Source organism: Haloarcula sp. JP-L23, from assembly GCF_011602445.1.
Classification (GTDB): Archaea; Halobacteriota; Halobacteria; order Halobacteriales; family Haloarculaceae; genus Haloarcula; species Haloarcula pellucida.
In genome coordinates, this window is the sequence record NZ_CP050014.1 from 208493 (window position 1) to 230619 (window position 22127).

At 67.2% G+C, this 22127-nt stretch carries 23 protein-coding genes; 4 read left to right on the forward strand and 19 right to left on the reverse strand.

What is annotated here, in order from left to right:
* Positions 1 to 65: 65 nt before the first annotated feature.
* The 3 genes from G9465_RS01045 to G9465_RS01055 are packed head-to-tail and all read right to left on the reverse strand — an operon-like array spanning position 66 to position 2375.
* Positions 66 to 1526 carry a DHH family phosphoesterase gene (locus G9465_RS01045; protein ID WP_166966728.1) on the reverse strand — a complete coding sequence of 487 codons (1461 nt, stop codon included), beginning with the start codon at positions 1524 to 1526 and terminating at the stop codon, positions 66 to 68.
* A 45-nt stretch (positions 1527 to 1571) separates the two neighbouring features.
* Complete coding sequence (locus G9465_RS01050) at positions 1572 to 2111, reverse strand: hypothetical protein (RefSeq protein WP_166966729.1); 540 nt, start codon at positions 2109 to 2111, stop codon at positions 1572 to 1574.
* A 3-nt stretch (positions 2112 to 2114) separates the two neighbouring features.
* Positions 2115 to 2375 carry a hypothetical protein gene (locus tag G9465_RS01055; protein ID WP_166966731.1) on the reverse strand — a complete coding sequence of 87 codons (261 nt, stop codon included), beginning with the start codon at positions 2373 to 2375 and terminating at the stop codon, positions 2115 to 2117.
* 232 nt (positions 2376 to 2607) lie between these two features.
* On the opposite strand from G9465_RS01055, the gene G9465_RS01060 reads away from it, so the two are divergent.
* On the forward strand, positions 2608 to 3333 hold the full coding sequence (locus tag G9465_RS01060) for a PspA/IM30 family protein (protein ID WP_166966732.1): 726 nt from the start codon (positions 2608 to 2610) through the stop codon (positions 3331 to 3333).
* A gap of 9 nt (positions 3334 to 3342) precedes the next feature.
* Here the strand turns inward: G9465_RS01060 and G9465_RS01065 are convergent, their stop codons facing one another.
* The 5 genes from G9465_RS01065 to G9465_RS01085 are packed head-to-tail and all read right to left on the reverse strand — an operon-like array spanning position 3343 to position 7789.
* Positions 3343 to 4536: an MFS transporter gene (locus G9465_RS01065; RefSeq protein WP_166966733.1), complete on the reverse strand. Its 1194-nt coding sequence runs from the start codon at positions 4534 to 4536 to the stop codon at positions 3343 to 3345.
* Entirely contained in the window at positions 4536 to 5288 is a 753-nt protein-coding gene (locus G9465_RS01070) for a uroporphyrinogen-III synthase (RefSeq protein WP_166966735.1), read from the reverse strand. Before G9465_RS01070 ends, G9465_RS01065 begins: the two co-directional genes overlap by 1 nt.
* Positions 5288 to 6046, reverse strand: coding sequence for a uroporphyrinogen-III C-methyltransferase (gene cobA / locus G9465_RS01075; RefSeq protein ID WP_166966736.1), 759 nt, complete (start codon positions 6044 to 6046; stop codon positions 5288 to 5290). The genes G9465_RS01070 and cobA overlap by 1 nt, the downstream gene beginning before the upstream one ends.
* Complete coding sequence (gene hemC, locus G9465_RS01080; protein ID WP_166966738.1) at positions 6043 to 7191, reverse strand: hydroxymethylbilane synthase; 1149 nt, start codon at positions 7189 to 7191, stop codon at positions 6043 to 6045. The genes cobA and hemC overlap by 4 nt, the downstream gene beginning before the upstream one ends.
* Positions 7192 to 7243: 52 nt before the next feature.
* Positions 7244 to 7789, reverse strand: a complete 546-nt coding sequence (locus G9465_RS01085) for a CDP-2,3-bis-(O-geranylgeranyl)-sn-glycerol synthase (protein WP_166966740.1) — start codon at positions 7787 to 7789, stop codon at positions 7244 to 7246.
* Between the two features lie 191 nt (positions 7790 to 7980).
* Here G9465_RS01085 and G9465_RS01090 point away from each other — a divergent pair, with 191 nt between their 5' ends.
* The gene (locus G9465_RS01090; RefSeq protein WP_166966742.1) at positions 7981 to 8817 is read left to right on the forward strand and encodes a proline dehydrogenase family protein; all 837 of its coding nucleotides are present in this window, start codon (positions 7981 to 7983) and stop codon (positions 8815 to 8817) included.
* A gap of 60 nt (positions 8818 to 8877) precedes the next feature.
* Positions 8878 to 9534 (forward strand): DUF502 domain-containing protein, encoded by a 657-nt coding sequence (locus G9465_RS01095; protein WP_166966744.1) that lies wholly within the window; start codon positions 8878 to 8880, stop codon positions 9532 to 9534.
* Here the strand turns inward: G9465_RS01095 and G9465_RS01100 are convergent, their stop codons facing one another.
* From G9465_RS01100 to G9465_RS01130, 7 genes are all read right to left on the reverse strand, one after another.
* Complete coding sequence (locus tag G9465_RS01100; RefSeq protein ID WP_193571723.1) at positions 9535 to 10467, reverse strand: branched-chain amino acid transaminase; 933 nt, start codon at positions 10465 to 10467, stop codon at positions 9535 to 9537. It abuts the gene before it with no gap.
* 188 nt (positions 10468 to 10655) lie between these two features.
* Complete coding sequence (locus tag G9465_RS01105) at positions 10656 to 11663, reverse strand: hypothetical protein (RefSeq protein WP_166966746.1); 1008 nt, start codon at positions 11661 to 11663, stop codon at positions 10656 to 10658.
* 122 nt (positions 11664 to 11785) lie between these two features.
* Complete coding sequence (gene ribB / locus G9465_RS01110) at positions 11786 to 12457, reverse strand: 3,4-dihydroxy-2-butanone-4-phosphate synthase (RefSeq protein ID WP_166966747.1); 672 nt, start codon at positions 12455 to 12457, stop codon at positions 11786 to 11788.
* Positions 12444 to 13142: a DUF120 domain-containing protein gene (locus G9465_RS01115; protein WP_166966749.1), complete on the reverse strand. Its 699-nt coding sequence runs from the start codon at positions 13140 to 13142 to the stop codon at positions 12444 to 12446. The genes ribB and G9465_RS01115 overlap by 14 nt, the downstream gene beginning before the upstream one ends.
* Positions 13143 to 13835: 693 nt before the next feature.
* Positions 13836 to 14150 (reverse strand): hypothetical protein, encoded by a 315-nt coding sequence (locus G9465_RS01120; protein WP_166966751.1) that lies wholly within the window; start codon positions 14148 to 14150, stop codon positions 13836 to 13838.
* A gap of 247 nt (positions 14151 to 14397) precedes the next feature.
* Positions 14398 to 15378: a 4-demethylwyosine synthase TYW1 gene (gene twy1, locus G9465_RS01125; RefSeq protein WP_166966753.1), complete on the reverse strand. Its 981-nt coding sequence runs from the start codon at positions 15376 to 15378 to the stop codon at positions 14398 to 14400.
* A 78-nt stretch (positions 15379 to 15456) separates the two neighbouring features.
* Complete coding sequence (locus tag G9465_RS01130) at positions 15457 to 16500, reverse strand: zinc-binding dehydrogenase (protein ID WP_166966755.1); 1044 nt, start codon at positions 16498 to 16500, stop codon at positions 15457 to 15459.
* Positions 16501 to 16864: 364 nt separating this feature from the next.
* Between G9465_RS01130 and G9465_RS01135 the strand changes: the two genes are divergently transcribed.
* On the forward strand, positions 16865 to 17605 hold the full coding sequence (locus G9465_RS01135; RefSeq protein WP_166972825.1) for an SDR family oxidoreductase: 741 nt from the start codon (positions 16865 to 16867) through the stop codon (positions 17603 to 17605).
* Between the two features lie 28 nt (positions 17606 to 17633).
* On the opposite strand, the gene G9465_RS01140 is transcribed toward G9465_RS01135, so the two are convergent.
* From G9465_RS01140 to G9465_RS01155, 4 genes are all read right to left on the reverse strand, one after another.
* On the reverse strand, positions 17634 to 18611 hold the full coding sequence (locus G9465_RS01140) for a Gfo/Idh/MocA family protein (RefSeq protein ID WP_166966757.1): 978 nt from the start codon (positions 18609 to 18611) through the stop codon (positions 17634 to 17636).
* Positions 18612 to 18978: 367 nt separating this feature from the next.
* On the reverse strand, positions 18979 to 19743 hold the full coding sequence (locus tag G9465_RS01145) for an IclR family transcriptional regulator (protein WP_166966759.1): 765 nt from the start codon (positions 19741 to 19743) through the stop codon (positions 18979 to 18981).
* Between the two features lie 81 nt (positions 19744 to 19824).
* A complete protein-coding gene (gfo6, locus tag G9465_RS01150) occupies positions 19825 to 20895 on the reverse strand; it encodes a D-xylose 1-dehydrogenase Gfo6 (protein WP_166966761.1) in 1071 nt (356 codons plus the stop codon).
* An 80-nt stretch (positions 20896 to 20975) separates the two neighbouring features.
* On the reverse strand, positions 20976 to 22019 hold the full coding sequence (locus G9465_RS01155; RefSeq protein ID WP_166966763.1) for a zinc-binding dehydrogenase: 1044 nt from the start codon (positions 22017 to 22019) through the stop codon (positions 20976 to 20978).
* Between the last annotated feature and the right edge of the window lie 108 nt (positions 22020 to 22127).

The window sequence follows — 22127 nt, forward strand, 5'->3', positions numbered from 1 at the left end:
GGCAGCGGGCCGTATAGCTCTTATTGCCCGTGGCGTCGGTGAGACAGGGCCACACAGCTCTCGTCTCAGTCCAGTTGCCCGGCGACGACGTCGTCGGCCGCCTCGATGAAGGCCGCCTCCTCGCCGGCCGGGATGGTCGCGCCGGCGGCGATGTCGTGACCGCCGCCGTCGCCGCCGACGGACTGTGCGGCCTCCCGCATCACCACCGAGAGGTCGACGCCGCGGCCGACGAGGGGGCCGGTCGCCCGCGAGGACACCTTCGTCTCGCCGTCGGCGTCGGCGAAGGCGATGATGGGTTTGTCCGGGTCGACGCCGTCCGTACCGAGGGCCATCCCCGCGACGATGCCGACGATGGTCTCACGGATGGCGTCGCCGGCCTCGAAGTACTGGACGTACTCCGAGCGGGTGACGCCCCGTTCCTTGACTAAGTCGAGGCCCTCCGAGAGGTTCCGGCGGTGATTCGAAAGCAGTGTGCGGGCCTGTTCGAGCGGTGCCTGCCGGTCGCCGAGACAGACCGCCAGCCCCACGTCGGCCCGTTCGTAGCGGGCGGTGGCGTTCAGCAGCGTGGAGAACTCGCTGGCGTCCCGGAGCTCCGTCCCCGCGGGTTCGGTCGTGAGCGTGTACGTCGTCCCGACGAGCGACTGAATCTTGTCGGCGGGGACGCCCCGCGTGACCGCTCGCTGGACGAGCGCACTGGCGACCGTCTGCCGCTCGTCGTCGGAGAGGTCGGCCCACGTCCGCCACTCGCCGTGGCGTTTCAGGTCGAGTCCGAGGTCTTCGAGGAACTTCGTGGCGCCGGCTTGGTCGTTCGAGATGCCCGGAATCGGAACCTCGGTGGCGTACTCCAGCAGTTTCGGGAGCGGTCGAGTCTGCTTGCCGTACAGCGAGAGGTCGGTCCCTTCCTCCAGGACGTCGGCGGCGATACCCTCCTCGACGATGCCCTCGTTGGCCCCGACCAGTTCGCCGCCGACGGCCTGCATGTCGCCGACGGCGCCCACCACCGCGAGCGCCGCGAGGTCACGGTTGTCGCCGTCGTCGGGTTCGAGGGCGCGGGCGAGGACGTACGCCGCGCCCGCGCCGGACAGTTCCGAGGCCCCGTCGATGCCGACGAGGAGTGGGTTGCAGTGATAGTCGAAGTCGGCGTAGCCGTCCGTCTCGACCACGGCGTCGGCGTTGCAGTCCTCGGGGGCCGAGGGCTGGTGGTGGTCGGCGACGACGGCCTCGAAGTCCCCCGCGGCGACGTGGTCGGAGATGACGTCCAGTTGGCCGGAGCCGAAGTCGGTGAACAGCACCGTCTCGTACTCGCGGGCGGCGATGCTGGCTATCTCGTCGGCGTCGAGTTGCTTCTTGAACACCGTCTCGACGGGGATGCCGGCCCGCGACAGCGCCATCGTGGCGATAGCGGCGCTGGTCAGGCCGTCCGCGTCGATGTGGGAGGCCAGCAGTACGCGGTCGGCCGCCCGTAACCGGTCGGCAGACGCAGTCGCGCGGTCGGCCAGCGCTGGAACGGGGCCGGATGTACTCATCGTGCCGGGGTAGGCGCGCCCCGGGATAAAAACCTTCAGTCGTCGTCAGGCGACCTGTCGCTGGTCGGTGAACGTCACGGTCTGGTCGTCGGTCTGGACCGTCGTCTGGACCGTTATCCAGCCGTCCTCGTTCTCTATCGCCAGCGCCTCGCTGTAGGACAGTTCGACGCGTTTGGTCGCCGTGTAGGACTCGCCGGCGTCGAGGGTGCCGACCGGTTCGGACCCCTCCCACACGACGTCACCGTCGGTACCGTTGCCGGCGTAGATGCGCGTGTAGACGGTGACGTCCGTCGCCGTGGTGTCCTGCTGGTTCGTCAGCGTCGAGGTCACGTCACGGCAGGTCTGTCCGCAGTTCTCGATGTCGTCGATGGTGAACCCGAACGGCGGCGTCTCCGTCGCCGTCGTCTCCGCGCTCTCCGCACCGCCGCTGTCGGTCGTCCGCTCGCCGGGCGTCTCGGTCGGGAACGACTCGACGTCCGACCCGCTGTCGCCGCCGGGTGCCGGACCGAACCCGGTCAGCACGGCCCCGGCGGCACCCCCGAGGAGGAGCATCACGCCACCGACTGCGAGCAGTTTCGTGCGCATCGGTTAGCCGTCGGCCCCGTCGCTCGCGGCCCCGCTGACCTCGTCACCGGGGTTACCGCCCAGTACACCCTCGACGAACTGCGTGATGCTGTCGAGAATGGACGAGACGAAGTCGGGCACCGAGTCGGGCAAGCCGCCGGGCGGTCCGATTGCCTCGGTGCCGTCGTCGGTCACGTCCGTCGCGGGCGCCGCCGCCGCGGCGCCGGTCAGCAGCGTCAGTATCGCCACGAGCACGCCGGCCGTTCGGAGCAGTTGTCGCGTCATCTGTACCCGGTCGTTGCGACGCCGCCACTATCAAGGAGGTCGACGGTGAGCGCAGATTACCCCGAATTAGCGCCTCTTTCGCCGATTTAATTCGGTTTAACGGTCGGAAGACGGAGAGACCCGCCGCTGTCGCCGGTAGTGTTATTCCGCTGTCACTCGTAGGCACCTGCATGTTCTCCACCGGACCTGCTCTCGCGGCCCGACACACCGAGACCACCGACGAGGTGGCACGATGAGCCTCCTCGGTCGCATCGGCTTCGCCATCCGCGCGAAACTGAACGCCCTGCTGAACCGGACCTCGGACCCCTCGGCCGAACTGGACTACTCCTACGAGGAGTTGCGCGACGAACTCCAGCGGGTGACCCGCGGTATCGCCGACGTGACCACCCAGAAGAAGCGACTGGAGATTCACCGCCGCCGACTGCGCGAGAACGTCGAGAAGTACGACGGACAGGCCCGCGAGGCGATGCGACAGGATCGAGACGACCTCGCGCGCCGTGCGCTGGAGAAGAAACAGACCCACGTCGAGCAGATAACCGACCTCACCGACCAGATAGACAGCCTGCAGGAGACTCAGGACCGCCTCGTGGGCAAGCGCGCGGAACTGTCCAGCCAGATAGAGCAGTTCCGCACGCGCAAGGAGACGATGAAGGCCCGCTACGAGGCCGCCGAGGCGTCGGCCCGCGTCTCCGAGGCCTTCACCGGCGTCGGCGACACGATGGCGGACGTGAACCGGTCCATCGAGCGCGCGACCGAGCGCACCGAACGCATGGAGGCCCGCGCCGCCGCCCTCGAAGAACTGGAGGAGAGCGGACAGCTGGAGTCCGCGCTCGAAGAGGGCGACGACATCGACCGGGAACTGGACCGCATCTCGAACGAACGCGCCGTCGAGTACGAACTGGAGACGCTCCGCGAGGAGATGGAAGCCGACGAGCAGGCCGCGGAGACGGCCGACTGAGACGGCCCGCTACGGCGTCGTCCGGCGGGCGACCAGCGCGACGAACCCGACGCCGACGGCGGCCCCGACGGCGAGCAACAGCCACCCGGCGCGGTACGACACCGAGTCGGCCAGCCACCCGAACGCGGGCGGGGCCAATAGTGCGCCCGCGTTGAGCGCCGTCTGGCCGCCGGCGGTGGCCGCCCCCACCTCGTCGGCGGGCACCAGCGCCGTCATACAGGCGTAGTAGAGGCCGGTGAAGCCCAGTATCGTCGCGCCGACGCCGACGACGAGCGCCAGTGCCACTGGGCGCGGGAGGTCCGGCAGGGCGAGCGCCGCCAACAGGAGGACGCCCAGCGCCGCCTGCCCGAGGAGGACCGTCGCGTTCGCCCGGGCCTCCGACGCGGCCCGACGGTCGGCCAGCCATCCGGCGGCGACCCGGCCCAGACTCCCCGACACCTGCATCGCCGCGAAGCCGAGACCCGCCACCGCGACGGAGACGCCCACCGAGTCGGTCAGGTACAGCGTCGCGTAGCCGACGGTGGTGAACAGCGCGGCACCGAGGAAGAAGCCGCCGCCGGCGAGCGCCACGTAGGGCCGGTTCTGCCGGAGTCCGGCGAGGTCCGGCAGACGCCACTCGCCGCCGGGCGCCCCCCGGTAGCCGACGGCGAACGCGGCCGCCACCGCGATGGCGACGCCGCCGGCGACGAGGAAGCCGAGGTTCCACGCGCCGACCGACGGCGCGGCGCTGACGACGAGGACGGCGGCGACGCCGCTCCCGCCGGTGACGCCGACCTGTTTGATGCCCATCGCTCGCCCCCGGAGCGCGCCAGGGATGCTCGTCACGATGGCCCGGTTGGTCGCCGGCATCGCAGTGGCGTAGGCCGCGCCGAGGAAGGCGGCGGCGACCAGTAGCGAGGGGAACCCGACGGCTAACCCCACGCCCGCGACGCCGACGGCCAGCGCGACGAGGCCGCCGATCATCACCGCCTTCTCGCCGACGCCGTCGACGGCCGCGCCGACCGGGAACAGCGCGACGGTGTAGCCGAGCGTCCCGGCGGTGACGACGACGCCGACGAGGAACCGCGAGAGGTGCAGTTCCGTCCGGAGCAGTGCCGTCCCGGCGAAGAGGGCGTAGAAGCAGGTGCTAGCGACGACTTGCCACCCCGTCACCAGTCCGAGCGGTCGGAGTACCTCGCCGAGGCCACCCTCCTCGCCGCGCATCAGTCGTGGTAGGTCGGGGCCGCCGTCTCCACGACGTCACACGCCAGCGTCTCGAAGTCGGCCCGTTCGGGCACGACGTCGACGGAGATGCCGGCGTTCTCCGCCGTTTCCTTCGTAGGATTCCCGATGGCACCGACCGTCGCCTCTCGTAGGCCCTCGATAGCCTCGTCGCGGACCCCGCGGTCGGCGGCCGCCGCGAGGAAGTGCCGGACGGTGAGCGAGGACGTAAAGAGCGCGGCGTCCAGTTCGCCGTCGGCGGCGAGTTCCGCGGACTCGCCGGACTCGGGCGGCCGGACGAGACGGTACAGCACCGTCTCGTGGACGTACGCGCCGGCCGCTTCGAGGCCGTCGGTCAGGACCGCGGAGCCGTGGTCCGAGCGGGCCACCTCGACGCGGGCGCCGGGCACCTCGTCTTCGAGGGCCGCGACGAGGCCCGTCGAGGAGTACTCCTCGGGGACCACGTCGACGGTGTAGCCGGCCTCGCGGAGCGCCGCTGCGGTGGCCTCGCCGATGGCACACACCGTCGCAGTACCGGGGTCCCAGTCCTCGCTCGCGGCGAGTTCGACACCGGTCTTGCTCGTCAGTACCACGTAGTCGGCGTCCCCGCGGGGCGCCCTGTCGGTGGGTTCGACGGCGAGCATCGGGTCGGCGACGGGGTCGGCCCCCAGCGACTCCAGCAGTTCGACGGCCGCCGCCAGTCGCTCGTCGTCGGGTCGGAACGCCGCGACCCGGAGGCGCGGTTCCTCGCGCATCAGGCCCCCTCCAGGAATTCGAGGACGCGGTCACGCTCGCCCGCGACGTCGCCGATGATGGTGATGGCCGGCGGTTCGATGCCCTCGCTGTCGCGGACGTCGACGATGGTGTCGAGCGTCCCCGTGGCGACGCGCTGGTCGGGCCACGTCGCTCGCTCGATGAGCGCCACCGGGGTTTCGGGGTCCATCCCCGCCTTCCGGAGTTCGGCGGTGTAGCCCGGCAGTTTCCCGACGCCCATCAGGACGACGATGGTGCCGCCGGTGTCCGCGAGCGCCGCCCAGTCGACGGCCGACTCGTCCTTCGTGGGGTCCTCGTGGCCCGTGACGAAGGAGACGGAGGAGACGTAATCGCGGTGCGTGACGGGAATACCGGCCGCCTCCGGCCCGGCGATGGCGCTGGTGATGCCCGGGACGACTTCGAACGGAATCTCGTTCTGCGCGAGGTGGACCATCTCCTCGCCGCCGCGGCCGAACACCGTCGGGTCGCCGCCCTTCAGGCGGACGACAGTCTTGCCCTCCCGGGCGAGTTCGACCATCCGGGCGTTCGTGTACTCCTGTGGCGTCCACTCGCCGCCGGCCCGCTTGCCGACGTCCTCTCGTTTCTCCTCGGGAATCTGGCCGAGAATCTCGGGGCCGGGGAGTTTGTCGTGGAGGACGACGTCGGCCGTTTCGAGGAGGCGCTTTGCTTTCACCGTCAGGAGGTCCGGGTCGCCGGGACCCGAACCGACGAGGTAGACTTTCCCCACGTCGTCGCTCATGCCTCGTCCTCCTCGCGAGCGGTTGAGGCGTCGTCGTCGGCCGCGCCGGCGTCCCGTTTGGCCTCGGCGATGAGGTCTGCGGCGCCCCGGTCGGCCAGTTCCGCGGCGAGGTCGACGGCGGCGTCGATATGGCGTTCGACGGGGAGGTCACGGCCGACCCGGACTTCCTCGTCGCCGTCCCGGGAGAGGACGCGGACGTTCGTGTGGACGACCCCACCCTCCAGCGTCGCGTACACGCCGATAGGGGCGACACAGCCACCGCCGAGTTCCGCGAGGATGGTCCGCTCGACGGTCGTCTCGACGCGGGTCTGCGGGTCGTCGATGCGGTCGCTGATGTCCTCGGCGAGGTCGCCGTCGACGGCCGTCACCGCGAGCGCACCCTGTCCGGGCGCCGGAACGAACGTATCGAGCGGGAGGTCGACGGTGCCGACGTGGTGCGTGAGTCCGGCGCGGTCGAGGCCGGCCTTCGCGAGGACGATGGCGTCGTACTCGGTGTCGGGGTCCCGCTCCATGGCGCGGCGTTCGAGTTCGGCGAGACTGTCGAACCACGCCTCCACGTCCTCGTCGTAGGGGAACTCGTAGTCGTCGTCCTCCGCACCCGCGTGTTCTTTCCGTTCCTGTTCGGCCTCGTGGCGCTCCTGGTGTTCGCGCTGAAGCGACGGCGCCAGCAGTTTCTCGACGCGGGTGTCGACGTTACCCCGGAGCGGTTCGACGGTGAGGTCCGGGCGCTCGGCGAGCAACTGGGCGCGCCGGCGGAGACTCGACGTGCCGACGGTCGCGCCCTCGGGCAGGTCGGCGAGGTCGCTCCCGTCGGGCGTCACGAGGACGTCGCCCGGTGCGGCCCGTTCGGGCACGGCGGCGACCACGAGATTGTCGGGTCGCTCCGTCGGCATGTCCTTCATCGAGTGGACCGCCGCGTCCAGTTCGCCCGCGATGACCTTCTCGTCGAGACTGCGGACGAACGCCCCGGTCTTGCCCAGTCGATGGATGAGTTCGTCGCGTATCTGGTCGCCCGTGGTCTCGACCTCGGTGAGTTCGACAGAGAGCCGCCGTCCCGAGAGCAGGTCCCGGACCGTCGCCGCCTGCCGCAGGGCGAGGTCCGATCCCCGCGTCGCCAGCTGCAGTGTGTCCGCGCGCGTAGTCATGTGCTACACTTCGATGGGCCGGTGTGAAAAGCACATCACATCCGCCGGCACGCTACCACGGTTCGTTCTTCAGGCCGAGCAGGTAGGCGACAGCGTTGGTCGCGACGTGCAACAGCGGCGTGACGACCAGAATCGCCACGACCACCGGGAGCGTGAACGTCCGTCCGAACCACGACGGCGCGAGGACGAACGCGCAGGCGAGGGCTCCGACGACGAAGTCCAGTTGGTCGAGGCCGGGGAACGCTGCCCCGCGCTCGCGACCGCTCCGCCGTTTGACGAACGACGCGCCGATGTCGCCGAGCATCGCCCCGAAGGCCAGTCCGAGGCCGGCCAGAAGGGGGAATCGCGGGAGCGAGTAGCCGACGACGTCGCTCACGGTCGGCGTCACGGCCGAGAGTGCGAGTGCCAGCGCCGTCCCGGCGAGCGTCCCCGCCAGCGTCCCGCGCCACGTCTTCCCGTCGCCGAGCACTCGACGCCCACCCATCGTCCGACCGCCGTCTATCGGTCGGCCGCCACCGGCCAGTACCGCCGCGTTGTTGGGCACGTACGCGGGCAACATCGCCCACAGCGCCGTCGCGACGACCCCGAGTATGTCCATATGCTGGCCTATCGGCCCGGTGTCTTAATCGGTGTGGCTCGGCGCGAACGCGGCCTGTAGGGGGTACTAGTCGTGTTTGGTCCGGAAGTGCTTGTGTCGACAAACTCTCGAACAGCCAGAAACGCCGACTGCTGAACACCGCGCAGATACCGACGACAACCTTCTTGCCACCGGGGCGGCAAATATTACCTATGTTGCCGCCAGTCGCGAGTCGATTCGTCGCCGGGGAGTCGGCCGCCACGGTCCTCGAACACGCTCGCAAGATGAACGAGTCCGACATCGGCGTCATCTGCAACCGACTGGGCGAACACTACCACGAGCGAGCGCCCGCCGACGCCGACGCCGCGGCCTACGAGCGACTCGTCGCCGACATCGGTGGCTCGGACCTCCGAGCGTGTATCTCGGTGAAACCCTCACAACTGGGGCTGTTCGTCGACGAAGACGTGTTCCGGGAGAACCTCGCGCGCGTCGTCGCCGCGGCCGCCGCCCACGACGTGTTCGTCTGGATAGACATGGAGGACCACACGACGACGGACGCCACGCTGGACGCCTTCGAACACCACGCCAGAGAGCGGGGCGGCGGCGTCGGCGTCTGTCTGCAGGCGAACCTCCGCCGGACGGCCGGCGACCTCGAACGATTGGCCGACTGTCCCGGGAAAGTGCGGTTGGTCAAGGGCGCCTACGACCCGCCGAAAGACGTCGCGTTCAGGGAGAAGTCTCGGGTGAACGAGGCCTACCGGACCGACGTAGAGTTCATGTTCCGGGAGTTCGACGGCGGCATCGCCATCGGGAGCCACGACCCGGCGATGCTGACGCTGGCGGCCGACCTCCACAGCAAGCACGGCACGCCCTACGAGGTGCAGATGCTGATGGGCGTCCGCGAGGACGCCCAGCGGGAACTGGCCGGCGCCTGCGACGTCTGGCAGTACGCTCCCTACGGCGAGAAGTGGCCCGCCTACTTCTGGCGCCGCGTCCGCGAACGGAAGGAGAACGCCCTGTTCGCGCTTCGGGCCATCGCGAGCGGATAGTTTCGAGGGAGCAGCGCCAGAAAGGGAAGGGCTGATAATCCGTCGCCGTCTGGAACAGATATGGCCTCCTCCTCGTCGTGGAAGCGGGATTTCGCGAGTGGCCTCATCATCCTGTTGCCGTTCATCGTCACACTCTACGTCATCGTCTACCTCTATGGCATCCTCGCCTCGGCCGCGTTCTTCATCCCCGCCATCGACTCGCAACTCCTGCAGGATTTCGGCCTCCCGGCGGATATGGCCACGGTTCGGGCCGTCGAGTTCGCCCGCGTGTTCGTCGCCCTCGTGCTGTTCGTCCTCATCGTCTTCTCCGTTGGCTACCTGATGCGGACGGCCTTCGGCGACTTCGTCGAGGGGGCCCTCGACGACGCGATGAATCAGGTGCCGGGCCTGCGCGTGGTGTACAACGCCTCGAAGATGGCCGTCGAGACGGCGGTGTCTGGCACCGAAGAACTCCAGACCCCGGTGAAAATCGAGGCCTGGGACGGGATGCGGATGACGGCGTTCAAGACCGGCCAGACGACCGACGACGGCCGGGACGTCCTCTTCTTGCCGACGGCGCCGAACATCACCAGCGGCTACGTCGTCGAAGTCGACCCCGAGGACTACGAGGAGACCGACGAACGCGTCGAGGAAGCGCTCACGCGGATCCTGAGTGCGGGGTTTGGCGACACCCACGAAGGCGAGAGCCCGATTCCGATGGCCGGCGAAGACGACTGACTAGACGTAGCGGAACCACTCCTCTCGCTCGCCCGACTCGACGAGGTCGAAGAACGCGGTCTGAAGCTCGTCGGTGACCGGGCCCTTGGTGCCCGCACCGATTTCGTTGTCGTCGACGCTCCGGATTGGCGTCACCTCGGCGGCGGTGCCAGTAAAGAACAGTTCGTCGGCGGTGTACAGTTCGCCCCGCGAGATGGTGGCGTCGTCGTGGACGGTGTAGCCGCGCTCCTCGGCGAGTTCGATGGCAGTCCGGCGGGTGATGCCGTCGAGGATGGACTCGGCCAGCCCGGTCGTGTATATCTCGCCGTCGCGGACGAGGAAGATGTTCTCGCCCGGCCCCTCGGCGACGTTGCCCTCCTTGTTGAGGACGATGGCCTCGGTGTAGCCGTTCTCCTTCGCCTCTAGGGAGGCGAGGACGCTGTTGACGTAGGTGCCGGTGGTCTTCGCGTTGGTGGGAATCTGGCTGGACGCGTACTTTCGCCACGAGGAGACGGCGACATCGACGCCGTCTTCCAGCGCTTCCTCGCCCAGATACGCGCCCCACGGCCAGACGGCCAGTCCGACCTGCACCGGCGACTTGCCGGGATTCAGGCCGAGCGGACCGTAGCCGTAGAAGGCGATGGGGCGGATGTAACAGGACTCGAACCCCTCGCGTCGGATGAGTTCCTCCGTCGCCTCGGTGAGTTCCTGCTTCTCGAAGGGAATCTCGATGTCGTAGACCTCCGCAGAGTTGTAGAAGCGGTCTAAGTGTTCCTCCCAGCGGAAGATGGCCGGACCCGCCTCTGTCTCGTAGCACCGGACGCCCTCGAAGACGCCGGTCCCGTAGTGGAGCGCGTGGGTAAGCAGGTGGACGTTCGCGTCCTCGAAGTCGACGAACTCGCCGTCCATCCACACCTCGTCGACGGCCTCGAACATCTCGGGACGGTCGCTCATGCGGTCGCCCCCCGGGTCCCGCGATGACTCGCCTCTGTACCGGCAGGTGCCTCGTCGTGTGTCATATCTACCCCATTGAAGTCCTCGGTTAAGAGTGTTGACGGTCTGTGTCGCCGGTTCACATCCGGGGCCTCAACGACCGCGAAAGCGGCCGCGACGGTCGGGCAGGGGACCGGTATGCCGGAGCCTTACTCGGACTCCGTCGTCGACTCGTTCTCCGGCGTGGGCGTTTCCGTCTCGTCGTCGAATATCCCGACCGGCGTCTCGGTCGGTTCCGCTTTGCCCTCCCCGTCGGGCGTCTCTGTCGGCGGCACCGTCACTGTCTCCGTCGGCGTCGGCGTCTCCGTCGGCGTGTCGAACAGCCCGTCCTCCGTCTCGGTCTCCGTCGGCGTCCCGGCGACGACCGACGCGCAGTCCCCGGTGGCAATCGTCAGCGATTGCGTCTGGTTCAGCGTGGTTCGGTTCATCACGCTCGTCCCGTTGACCGTCTCGTTCGAGACGGTTTCCCAGCGCGTGACGGTGCCGTTGTAGTACTGACCCGACAGCGCCGCGTCCTCGTTGAACGCCGGGCGCACCGTAATCGTCTCGGTGGCGCTCAGACCGCTGAAGACGCCGCCGTCCGTCGCCGCGTCGCCCCACGTCCAGTCGACGCGGGTCGCGCCCGGTTGGACAGTCCAGACGTCGTAGTTGTCAGACGCGTTGTAGTCGTCGTCTCTGACCGTCCACGAGCCGTTCTCCGGGAGGCCGGTGATGTCGAACGAGGCCGACCCGCCGGTGGAGTTCGCGTTGCCCTCCTCGCCGTGGACGAACACCAGACTCAGCGTGTCGTCGCTCCTGTTTGCGGTGTCGTTCGTGTCCCGGTAGAGGAAGACGACGCTCGTGTTCGCCTGCTGGAACGCCTCCATCCCCTCGGACCCGTACGCGTCGCCGGTCGTGTTGATGTAGGGGTTGGCCGGATACGGGATGCGGTAGTCGTAGAACGTTCGGGCCGACTCGTTGCCGGCGAAGGCGTTCATCGGCGTACACTGCTCGCCCTGCACGGCGACGAACTCCGCGTTCGCGGTCTGGTTGCGGGTATCGTCCGTCTGATTCACCGCGGTCTGTGCGGCCACGACGCCCGATATCGGGACCAGGACGACGGCGAGAACCACGCCCAGCGTGGCGACCTGTCTGCTCGGAGTGGAGTCCGATGTCATACCGACCAACCCCACGACAGACGGCATTTGTTATAGCGGTCGTAGCGACCCGTAAGGTCGGCTCAGGGAGCGCGGCCACGGTGAAAGCCGGGCTTATCGGAACCGGCGAAAATCCGGCGTACTCAGGTCAGGTCTGCGAGTAAGCTCGCGCCCTCGACGTACACGAGTCCCTCGCGGTCGGCGTAGGTGCGGGCGGCCGTCGGCGGGAGCGCCGCCCCCGTCTCGTCGTCGAGCATCTCACAGACGACCACGGCCGGTGGCTGGTCGGCGGCGTCGGCCAGCGCGATGCCCAGTTCCGTATGTCCCTCGCGGTCGGAGAGCAGGTTCGGGGCGGCCCGGAGCAGGTGAACGTGGCCCGGCGACCGGAACTCGTCGGCGAACCCGTCGGCGTCGGGGGCCGCCGCCGCGTCGGCCAGTTCGCGGATGGTCAGCGAGCGGTCCTCGTCGGTGATGCCGGTGAACGTGTCGCGGTGGTTCACCGTGATGGAGAACGACGAGCGCTCGTCGTAGCCGAGTTCGTGGTCGGCGGCGGTCGGATGGTCGAGCACATCCTGCATGAACGGGAGGCCGAGAGCGTCGGCCACGGTGTCCGAGAGCGCGACGCAGACGAGACCGCCGGCGTCGTTCCGCAGGCGTGCGACGGCCGCCGGGTCGACAACGCCGGCTGGGTAGACGATATCGGTCTCGCCCTCCCGGTCGGCGGCGTCGTGGACGAGGACCGGGTCGCCGCGGGCAAAGGCCGCGACGGCGTCGGCGGCGCTGTCGGCGTCCACGGCGCTCTCACTCCGTGACATGGACAGTCACCTCGTCGCCGTCGGCCAGTTCCAGCACGTCACGGAGCTTCTCGGGGGCGATTACCTCCAGTTGCTCCTCGCCGTGGTGGGTCCGTTCGGGGGCGATGATGTGAGCGGGGGCGTACTCGCCGTCGCCGCTGACGACGGAGGCCGGATAACAGTACGCCGGACCGTAAGTGCGCTCCTCGTCCTCCCAGCCCTCGATGGTGACGGGTTCGAGCGCGCCGAGTCGGGCCCGCTTGCGGACGCTCTCCTCGGTGAGTTCGAGGTTCAGCGTCCCCGCGAACGGTTCGTAGTCGAGTCGCTCGATGAACTGCTCCATGTACCCCGGCAGGGTGATGTAGTGTCGCCCCTCGCCCATCCCCGAGGTGACGATGCCGTTCAGGTCGACGCTGGCGTCCGCCTCGAAGATGCGTCGGTAGTCGGCGTACTCGGACTGGAGTCGATGTTCGCCGTCGGCGGTAATCTGGACCTCCTGTCCGTCGCTGACGATGTCCCGGTCGAGCAGGCCGGCGTCGTCGAGGCGTTGGAGGCGTCGCGACGCCGTCTGGTTGGACGCGTCGAGTCGCCCCGCGAGGTCCGCACAGGAGACTTTCGTCCGCTCGTCGAGGGCGCCGTCGAGCGCGAGCAGTTTGAGGGTCGCGAGCTCGTCCCGCCCGACGGCCCGTCCCGATGATTCAGCCATACACCGGATTACGGAGCCGTCCCGGATAAGCATACCGGAAGTGGAATGCATACCAATATTGGAACGCAAAGGAACGAGTGAACGGTTGTCGCGTGGGCCGACAGCGTGTGATTCGTGGTTCGGGGGTGTCAACCTTCCGCCGCATATCTTCGCCCCTTTTTCAGGCCCGACTCGCACCGTCGAGGCGCGCCCAGTTCCACCGTGTAGCACCCGTGTCCGAGATTGGCGACAGTAAGCGCCACACGTCCCGAAATATCGGGACTCTATGGCCACAATTCCGAATTATACCCCCATATACCGTGCCCATATCTACTAAATCTCCATTTCTACCAACAATTATGTGTCATCTAGCCGTATATGGCGAGATTATCCCCACCAGTTCGTTGACCTCCGCCAATCCGGCAGCAGTCTCGGCATTATCGCCGACAACATCGCTACTTTTCTTTGTGTCTGCACCATCGCGTCCGCCAGCACGAGCGCGAGGGCTGCAAACAGCGCCCAGACGTAGAGCGGAACCGGCGCCGTCCCGAGGACGCCGGGCCACCGGGTGGGAGAGGACGGCGACTGGAAGCCACCGCGACAGCACCGGCTACCGCACCGATACGCGCGACCTACGGTAACATACGTACGTTCGTTAGCACCGGATAAGCGGTCGCTACTCGGGCCGTTCGGACGGGCGAGGCAGGCGACGCCTCACTCGTACTCCAGTCGTTCGAGGACGTACCGGTAGGTCCGTCGGTCCGTCTTGACGACGAGTCGGTAGCCCTCGGCCGTTCGTTCCAGCCTGTCGAAGTGGTGGTCGAGGTTCCCCGGGTTCAGCGACGCCGACGACCCTTCGAGGCCGAAGAAGAGGGTCGCCCGCTGGTGTCGCACGTCGTCGGCCTGTTCTGCCTCGACTGCGAGCAGTTCCCCGTCGTTTCGGACGTCGGCGCCGCCGGTGAGCGTCCACGTGTGATCGAGGTAGCGCACCTGCTTGTCGCCGAGTTCCGCCAGTTCTGCGTCGGCCATGCCCGTTCGTTCGCTGGCCTGTCACATCGTTGTTTCGGCGGCGAGAGTGGACGGGCCGACGCGCCGCATCACCCGAAAGTTCGCCCAGAGACCGGGGGCGGTATCCGGTCCGAATCCCAGTGTCTCCCCACAGTTCGAGAGGGATTGCGGTTCGATATCTGAGTATAAATCAGTATATGGAGAACGTACGCAGATATTTGCGAAATCAGTCGGTAGACGTAGGCAGTCCGGGTTCGATCACTCGTATCTAGTACTCGACGTGCGAGTCTCGCTCCCAGAACTCGCTCGACTTCTCCAGTTTCGGTACCCACGTCTGTTCGTCCTCGGCGAGCATCGCCACGCGGGACTCCTCGACTTCCTTCAGCACGTCGTGGTCGGGGAGGAACGCCTGCATCTCCTCGGTAAACGCGCGGACGTCTTCGTGGCTGGGCATCGAGTCGCGGTCGAGTCGCCCCCGGGAGTGACCGACGTGCATGTACGCCTTCATCTCCACGAAGTCGACGTCCGCCCGGTCGCACATCGCCGCGTACCACTCGGGGTGGTGCATGTTGTGACCCTTTACGAGCGTCGTCCTGACGACCGTCCGGGTGTCGTCCTTCCCGGCGAGGACGTCCAGCGTGTCGACGAGCGAGTCCCACGCGTCGTCCTCGACGGCTTTCACCGTCGCGTCGAACGTCTGCCGGTCCGCGGCGTCGACGGAGACGTACAGTTGGGTCGGGTCACACTCGGCGAGCATCTCTGGGTTGGTGCCGTTCGAGACGAGGAACGTCGTGATGTCGCGGTCGTGGAACTCCTCGATGAGTTCGGGCAGGTAGGGGTACAGCGTCGGTTCGCCGTCGAGCGAGATGGCGACGTGGCGCGGTTCCATCGCCTGTTCGAAGACGTCTCGTGGGACGTTCTCGTTGCCGCCGAAGCCGGAGAGGAGCCGTTTCTGGAGTTCGACGGAGGCGTCGGCGACGGCCGCCGGGTCGTCCCACTCGACGTCGCCCAGTTCGTAGGCGTGGCCGGCGTGGTCTCGCCAGCAGAAGACACAGCGCTCGTTGCACTTGACCACGGGCGTCATCTGGATACAGCGGTGGGACTCGATACCGTAGAAAATGTACTTATAGCACTTCCCGTCGCCCTGAATGGCGTTCTTCGTCCACCCGCAGGTTTGGGCGGCCGTGTGATTCTGACTGTGGTAGGCCGGGTCGGAGACCTGTTTCGGCCCGTCGTCGGACTCGCTCATTGCCCGCTAGGCTATCGCGGACACGCAAAAGCCGTGTGGTCACTCCGGACGCGACGGCCCTCGAACGCGAGCGGTCGCTCAGCCGTCGTACTCGGCGTCGGGGACGACGACGACTTTCCCGAAGCCCTCGCGCTCCTCTAGTAACTCGTGGCCTCGTGCTATCTCGCTCATCGGGAGCACCGCGCGAATACGCGGTTCGAAGGTCCCGTCCCACACGAGCGGCAGCACTTGGTCTATCTCGCCAGGGTTCCCCATCGTCGACCCCATGACGTCCAGTTGCTTCCAGAAGATGCGGGAGATGTTCGTCTCCGGCGTCGGGCCGGCGGTCGCCCCACAGGTGACGATGCGCCCGCCTTTGACCGCCGCGTCCATGTTGTCCGTCCAGTTGTCGCCGCCGACGTGGTCGATTATCACGTCCACGCCCCGGCCGTCGGTCCGGTCGTGGACGGCGTCGACGAAGTCCTCCGCCTCGTAGTTGATGGCGTAGTCGGCGCCGATGTCGCGGGCGTACTCCAGTTTCTCCTCGCTGGAGGCCGTCGCGTACACCGTCGCACCAGCGTGGGCGGCTATCTGGACCGCGGCGTGGCCGACGCCGCCGGAGGCCCCCTGCACGAGGACGTGGTCGCTCTGGGACACCGCCGCGCGGGTTTCGAGCATGCGCCACGCCGTCTGGAAGACGAGCGGTGTCGCCGCCGCCGTCTCCCAGTCGACGCCCTCCGGGAGGGACACGAGGTTCGCCTCGGCGACGGCGGTCAGTTCGGAGTGGACCCCGCGCGTGTGCTCGCCGATTATCTTGAACTCGTCACAGCGGGTCTCGTCGCCCCGTCGGCAGAACTCGCACTCGCCGCAAAACACCGAGGGGTACACCGCGACGCGGTCGCCCGCCTCGAATCGCGTGACTCGGTCGCCGACGTCGCGCACGACACCCGCGGCGTCGCTCCCGGGGATGTGTGGGAACGACGGCGGCGTCGGCAGGCCCCGGCGGGTCCAGACGTCGAGGTGGTTCAGGCCGGCGGCCTTCACCTCGACGAGCACCTCGTCGCTCCCGATCTCCGGGGCTGGCTGTTCGCCGTACTGCAGGACGTCGGTCGAACCGGTCTCCTCGTAGAAGATGGCGTTCATGCGTCTGTCAATACCTACCACACTACTTAATTCACACGTCTCCAGTTCGGTCTGTCACAGCCACGGCACAGATTGGGAATCCGATTACAGATATGGATATATGAATCCTTATTTCGGGAGTGTCGCCCCATCCACCGCGAATATGTCGACATATTTCGGCCCGGGTAGCATAGATGCAGATATATCGACGTGTATTTCGATATCTACCATCGTGTTGGCGCTTTTAGGCCGATATCGCCCAGGCTATCTCGCATATTCTTCCCCTCTGGACAGAGTCGGGGTATCGACGAGCAGTTCCGCGGCCGGGGAAACACATTTGTCGGACGGCATCCTCGTCGGGAGCATGGCGGAACGAGCCACCCGTATGGAGGAGCCGCTGGCGGGCCAGACAGCCGTAATCACCGGTGCGAGTTCGGGCATCGGGGCCGCGACGGCGCGCGTCCTCGCCGAGGACGGCGCGGACCTGACTATCGCCGCGCGGCGCGAGGAGCGACTGGCGTCGCTGGCCGAGGAGATACGCGAGGCGACGGACGCAGACGTCGCCGTCGTCCCGACGGACGTCACCGACTCAGAGGCCGTCGCAGCGCTCGTGGAGGCCACCGTCGACCGCTTTGGCGGTCTCGACATCGCGGTGTGTAACGCCGGCCTCGCCATCGACGAACCCGTCAGCGAACTCACCGACGAGGAGTACCGGACGATGACCGGCGTCAACGTCGACGGGATGTTCTACACCGCCCGCGAGTCGATTCCGCATCTCGTCGACTCGGAGGGCCATCTCGTCTTCCTCGGGAGCATGTCCGGGAACCACCCGCGACCGGCCAACCCGGTGTACGCCGCGACGAAGTGGTGGACGAAGGGCTTCGCTATCAGCCTGCAGGCCAGCATCGGCGAGGAGGGCGTCGCCGTCTCGTGTATCAATCCGACGGAGGTACGCACGGAGTTCGGGTCCGAGAGCGGTACCCCCTCCGAGGAGGCGTTCGAACCCGGGAGCGTGACCGAACCTATCGAAGTCGCCGACGCCATCGCCTACGCCGTCCGCCAACAGCCACCGAACTCTGTGACGTCGCTGGACCTGTATCGACGGGACAAGCTCTCGCACTTCTGAATCGGTGGTCGACGGGCGCTCGGGTGCGTCAGTCCAGCGCCACCGGGCCGCCCTCGCTCGCGCTCTCGTAGATAGCGTCGATGACTTCCATGATGGCGACGCTCTCGGTGCGGTCGACCCGCGGCGTCTCGCCGCGTTCGACGCAGTCGGCGAAGTGCTCGACCTCCAGCGTGTAGTGGTCCGTCGGGTCGAAGCGTTCGGTGACCTGCCGGTCGTCGACGCCGTAGGTCAGTTCGACGGCGGTGTCGGGGCTGATGTCGAAGGTCGGTTCGGCCGTGAGCCACCCGTCCGTGGTCTCGACGCGGTAGTACTGCGTGAGCGGCGTCTCGAACCCGGACTGGACGCGGGCCGTCGCACCGTCGGCGTACTCCAGAATGCCCGCCATCTCGGTGTCGACACCGCAGTCACGGCGGTCGTTGGTCACGCCGTACACGCGGTCGGGGTCACCGAGGAACAACCGTGCGGCGCTGACGGCGTAGCAGCCGACGTCCATGATGCTCCCGCCGTCCAGCGCCGGGTCCAGTCGGATGTCCTCGGCCCCGTCGGGCATCCGGAAGGTGAACGTCGACGTGACGTTGCGGACCTCGCCCAGTTCCGAGGAGACGACCTCGACCGCTCGCTCCGTCACCGGGTGAAAGCGGTACATGAACCCCTCCATCAGGGTGACGCCACGCTCTTTGCAGTAGTCGAACACCGCCGCCGTCTCCGCGGCGCTCGCGGTGAGTGGTTTCTCACAGAGGACGTGCAAGCCGGCGTCGGCGGCCCGCCGAATCCACTCGGCGTGGAGGCCGTTCGGCAGCGGGACGTACACCGCGTCGAGGTCCTCGTCGGCGAGCAACGCCTCGTATCCCTCGTAGGCCGCCGGGATATCGAACCGGTCTGCGACCGTCTGTGCCCGAGCGCCGTCCCGCGAGGCGATAGCGCCGACCTCGTGGTCGCTCTTGACGATGCCGGGAATCACGGAACCGGTCCCGATGTCGGCCGTGCTGAGGATGCCAAATCGCATACTCGAAGAGCGAGCGACGAGAGAATAAAACTAGTGGTCTGTCGAACCGACCCGGCATCGACAACTGCAAACCACCGTCGAGACGCGGTCGCCGTGACCGTCGTCTACCGCCGCACATCCCGGGACGAGCGTTCAGCTATGGTGAACGAATTCCCTAACCTATGTACGTCTGTTATCCCGAACGAGTGACTGGTTCTCGGCGTTCCGGCGGACGTTTGTCCGTCGGGACGACTTATTCCGTCCGTATTGGAAGTTTCGTATCGACACGAGACACACGAACGCCCGACCGCGACCCGTTCAGCCATAGTGAACAGCCACGGCGCGATCTCGGCGCTCGCTTCGGTCTCACGGGACCGACGCTCCGCGGTTACGAATACGTGAAGTTGAGTTCGATGACGTTCGCGACTTCGAGGACTCGCTGTGGGAGTTCCTCCCTGAACCGCTCGCCGCGGAACCGGTTGGTCGGGCCGGCGACGCTGATGGCGCCGATGATGTCGTCGCTGTTGTCGAGCACCGGCGCGGCGACACAGCGGAGACCGTTGAGACGCTCTTCGTCGTCGAACGCGACGCCGCGCTCCCGGACGGCTTCGAGCGTCTCGTCCAGTTCCTCGCGGGTGCTGATGGACTGTGCGGTGTTCTCCGTCAGTCCGTGCCGGTCGACGATTTCGTCGACGCGCTTCTCGGGGAGATACGCGAGGATGGCCTTGCCCAGCGCAGTGGTGTGAAGCGGCACGCGCGTGCCGACGTGTGCCTTCACGCGGACCGCCTGTTCGCCGTAGGCCCGATAGAGGTACGAGCCACGGCCGTGTTCCTCGACGAGGACGTTCGCGAGTTCGCCCGTCTCGTCGGCGAGGCGGTCGACCTCCGGCTTCGCTATCTGAAACAGTTTCCGCTCGTGACGCGAGTACGCGCCCAGCTCCAGAAACCGCAGTCCGACCCGGTACTCGTTGCCGTCCTTGACGATGTACTCCTCCTGTTCGAGCGTACTCAGATAGTTGTGGACCGTACTCTTCGGCAGATCCAGGTGACGAGCGAGTTCCGTCACGCGGGCACCCCCGAGCTCTTTCAGTCCGTTCAGGATTTCGAACGTCGTGCCGACTGATTTGACCGGGTTTTGGGCTGTACTCACCATAGTCGTAGCACGAATTATACGCACAAAACAGTTGCTCGTTTTATCGTGTCGTCTGGGTGCAGAAATAATGTCCGGCGGTCGTTACAACTCGACGACGTCGCCACTCTCGGCCGCCTGATGGATGGCACGGACGATTCGCATATCCTGCAGTCCGTGCCGGCCGTCGGCGACGACCGCCTCCCCGGTGAGCACGCGGTCCGCAAAGAAGTCGAACTCCTCGCGCATCTCACGCTGGGAGTCGAACGCTTCGTGTGAGACGGTGGCCGTCATGTCGCCGCGGGACAGATGCATCGTACACTCGCCGTGGAACGCCGGGCGGAGGTCTATCTGGCCCTCGGTGCCCGTAATCTTCAGTTGCGTGTCTTCGTGGGCGCGTTGACTGTCGGTGGTGACCATCTTCACGCCGCCCTCCAGCGTGAGCAGTGCCCCGGACCGCTCGTCGGGGACGGCGTCGAACGCCTCGTGGTGGGAACTCATCTGTGACTGGACGGCGACCGGGTCCCGGTCTAAGATGAACCGCGTCGTGTTCAGCGAGTAGATGCCGAGGTCCATCACCGACGTGCCGTACCCCGAGAGGTCCGGGTCGAGTCGCCACTGGTCGTGGTCGGGAATCATCTCCAGCAACGGCTGGCTGTTGTTGCCGTAGACGGACACCGGGTCGCCGACGAACCCGTCCTGTATCAACTCCTTCGCCCGTCTGACGGCGGGGTCGGTCTGCATCCGGTAGGCGATCATCAGCGGCACGTCGGCGCTCTCGGCGGCCTCGACCATCTGCTCGGCCCGTTCGACCGTCGACTCCATAGGCTTCTCACAGAGGACGGCCTTGCCGTGTTCGGCGGCGCTCTCGACGTACTCGAGGTGGTAGGCGTTGGGCGTCCCGACGTAGACGGCGTCGTAGGCGTCGGTCGCGGCGCCGTCGTGGAACTCCTCGTAGCTGATGCCGTGGTCGACGTCGTTTTCGGCCGCCAACCGCTCGGCCTTCTCGGTCGAACTACTCACGAACGTCGTCACCTCGCCGAGGTCGGAGTGCTGGATGGCGGGCAGGGCGACGTCGATGGTCCACCACCCGAGGCCGAGAAGCGCGTATCGGACGGTGCCCTCCGTGGTCGTCTGCCAGTCGCGGTCGTCGTAGCCGTCGAGCCAATCTTTCATCACCCGCTGCTACCGAGGACTGCGGGTAAAAACTTCGGTTAGGTGTAAGAAAGCAGACTAGTCGCGGCGTGTCCACGCCGTCACGCGTACAGTTCCGAGACGTCGAACACCGGCTTGCAGGTCTCGCCCGCGACGAACGCCTCGAAGGCCTCGTCGGCGTCGAGAAGCGAGAACCGGTCGTCGATGAACGTCTCGGCGTCCACGTCGCCGCTGTCGATGAGCCTGAGCGAGCGGTCGAAGTCGTCGTACATCGACGCGTAGGAACACTGGAGGTCTATCTCCGACCGCACCAGCGGGGAGTACGGCATCGTCGTCTCGCCGGTCTGGCCGATGAGAACTATCTGCCCGCCCTTTCGCACCTCGTCGACGGCGGAGGGGAGCCCAGAGGGGTGGCCGGTCGTGTCGAACACCACGTCGTAGCCGATGCCGTCGGTGACTGCCTCGCGGCACGCGTCCATATCGTCCTCGGCGACGTTGACGGTCTCGAAGCCGAGGTCCTCGGCCAGCGGGAGGCGGTACGCGGCGTCCTGCCCGACGCCGGAGACGAGCACCTCGCCGCCCTGTGCGTCGGCAATCTGGGCCGTTAGGAGGCCGATTGGCCCCGGTCCCTCCACCAGTACGCGGTCGCCCGCCGTCACCCGCGAGTTCTCGATGACGGCGCGGGCGGCGATACTCGTCGGTTCGACCATCGCGGCGTGTTGCTGTTCGACGGCGTCGGGCACCGGGTGGAGGGCGTCCTCCGGGACGGCGACGAACTGCTCGTAGGCCCCGTCGTGGTCGACGCCCGTGATGACCGCGTTCTGGCAGACGTTCGACTCCCCGATTTCGCACTGGTAGCAGTCGCCACAGCCCCGAATCGGCCGCTCGACGACGCGGTCGCCGACCGCGAACTTCGTGACGTTCTCGCCGACTTCGACCACGCGGCCCGAGTACTCGTGGCCGATGACCGTCGGGAGGTCCATCCGCTCGAACGCCGACTCGAACTCGTAGATGCCGGCGTCACTCCCACAGAGGCCGGCGTAATCGACCTCGACGAGCGCCTCGTCCGGGGCTGGTTCGGGCCGCTCTCGGTCGACGAACTCCATGGCACCGTGACTACGGCTGACTTTCGCGAGTCCTCGCATACGTTTCGGCAGTCGACGGAGAGTATTAATTCTATGGTTGTCGGCGGAGCGTCGTTCGGCGATTCAGATGCGATGCCGCGGCCGCGTACTCGGATTCGCCGCGACGCT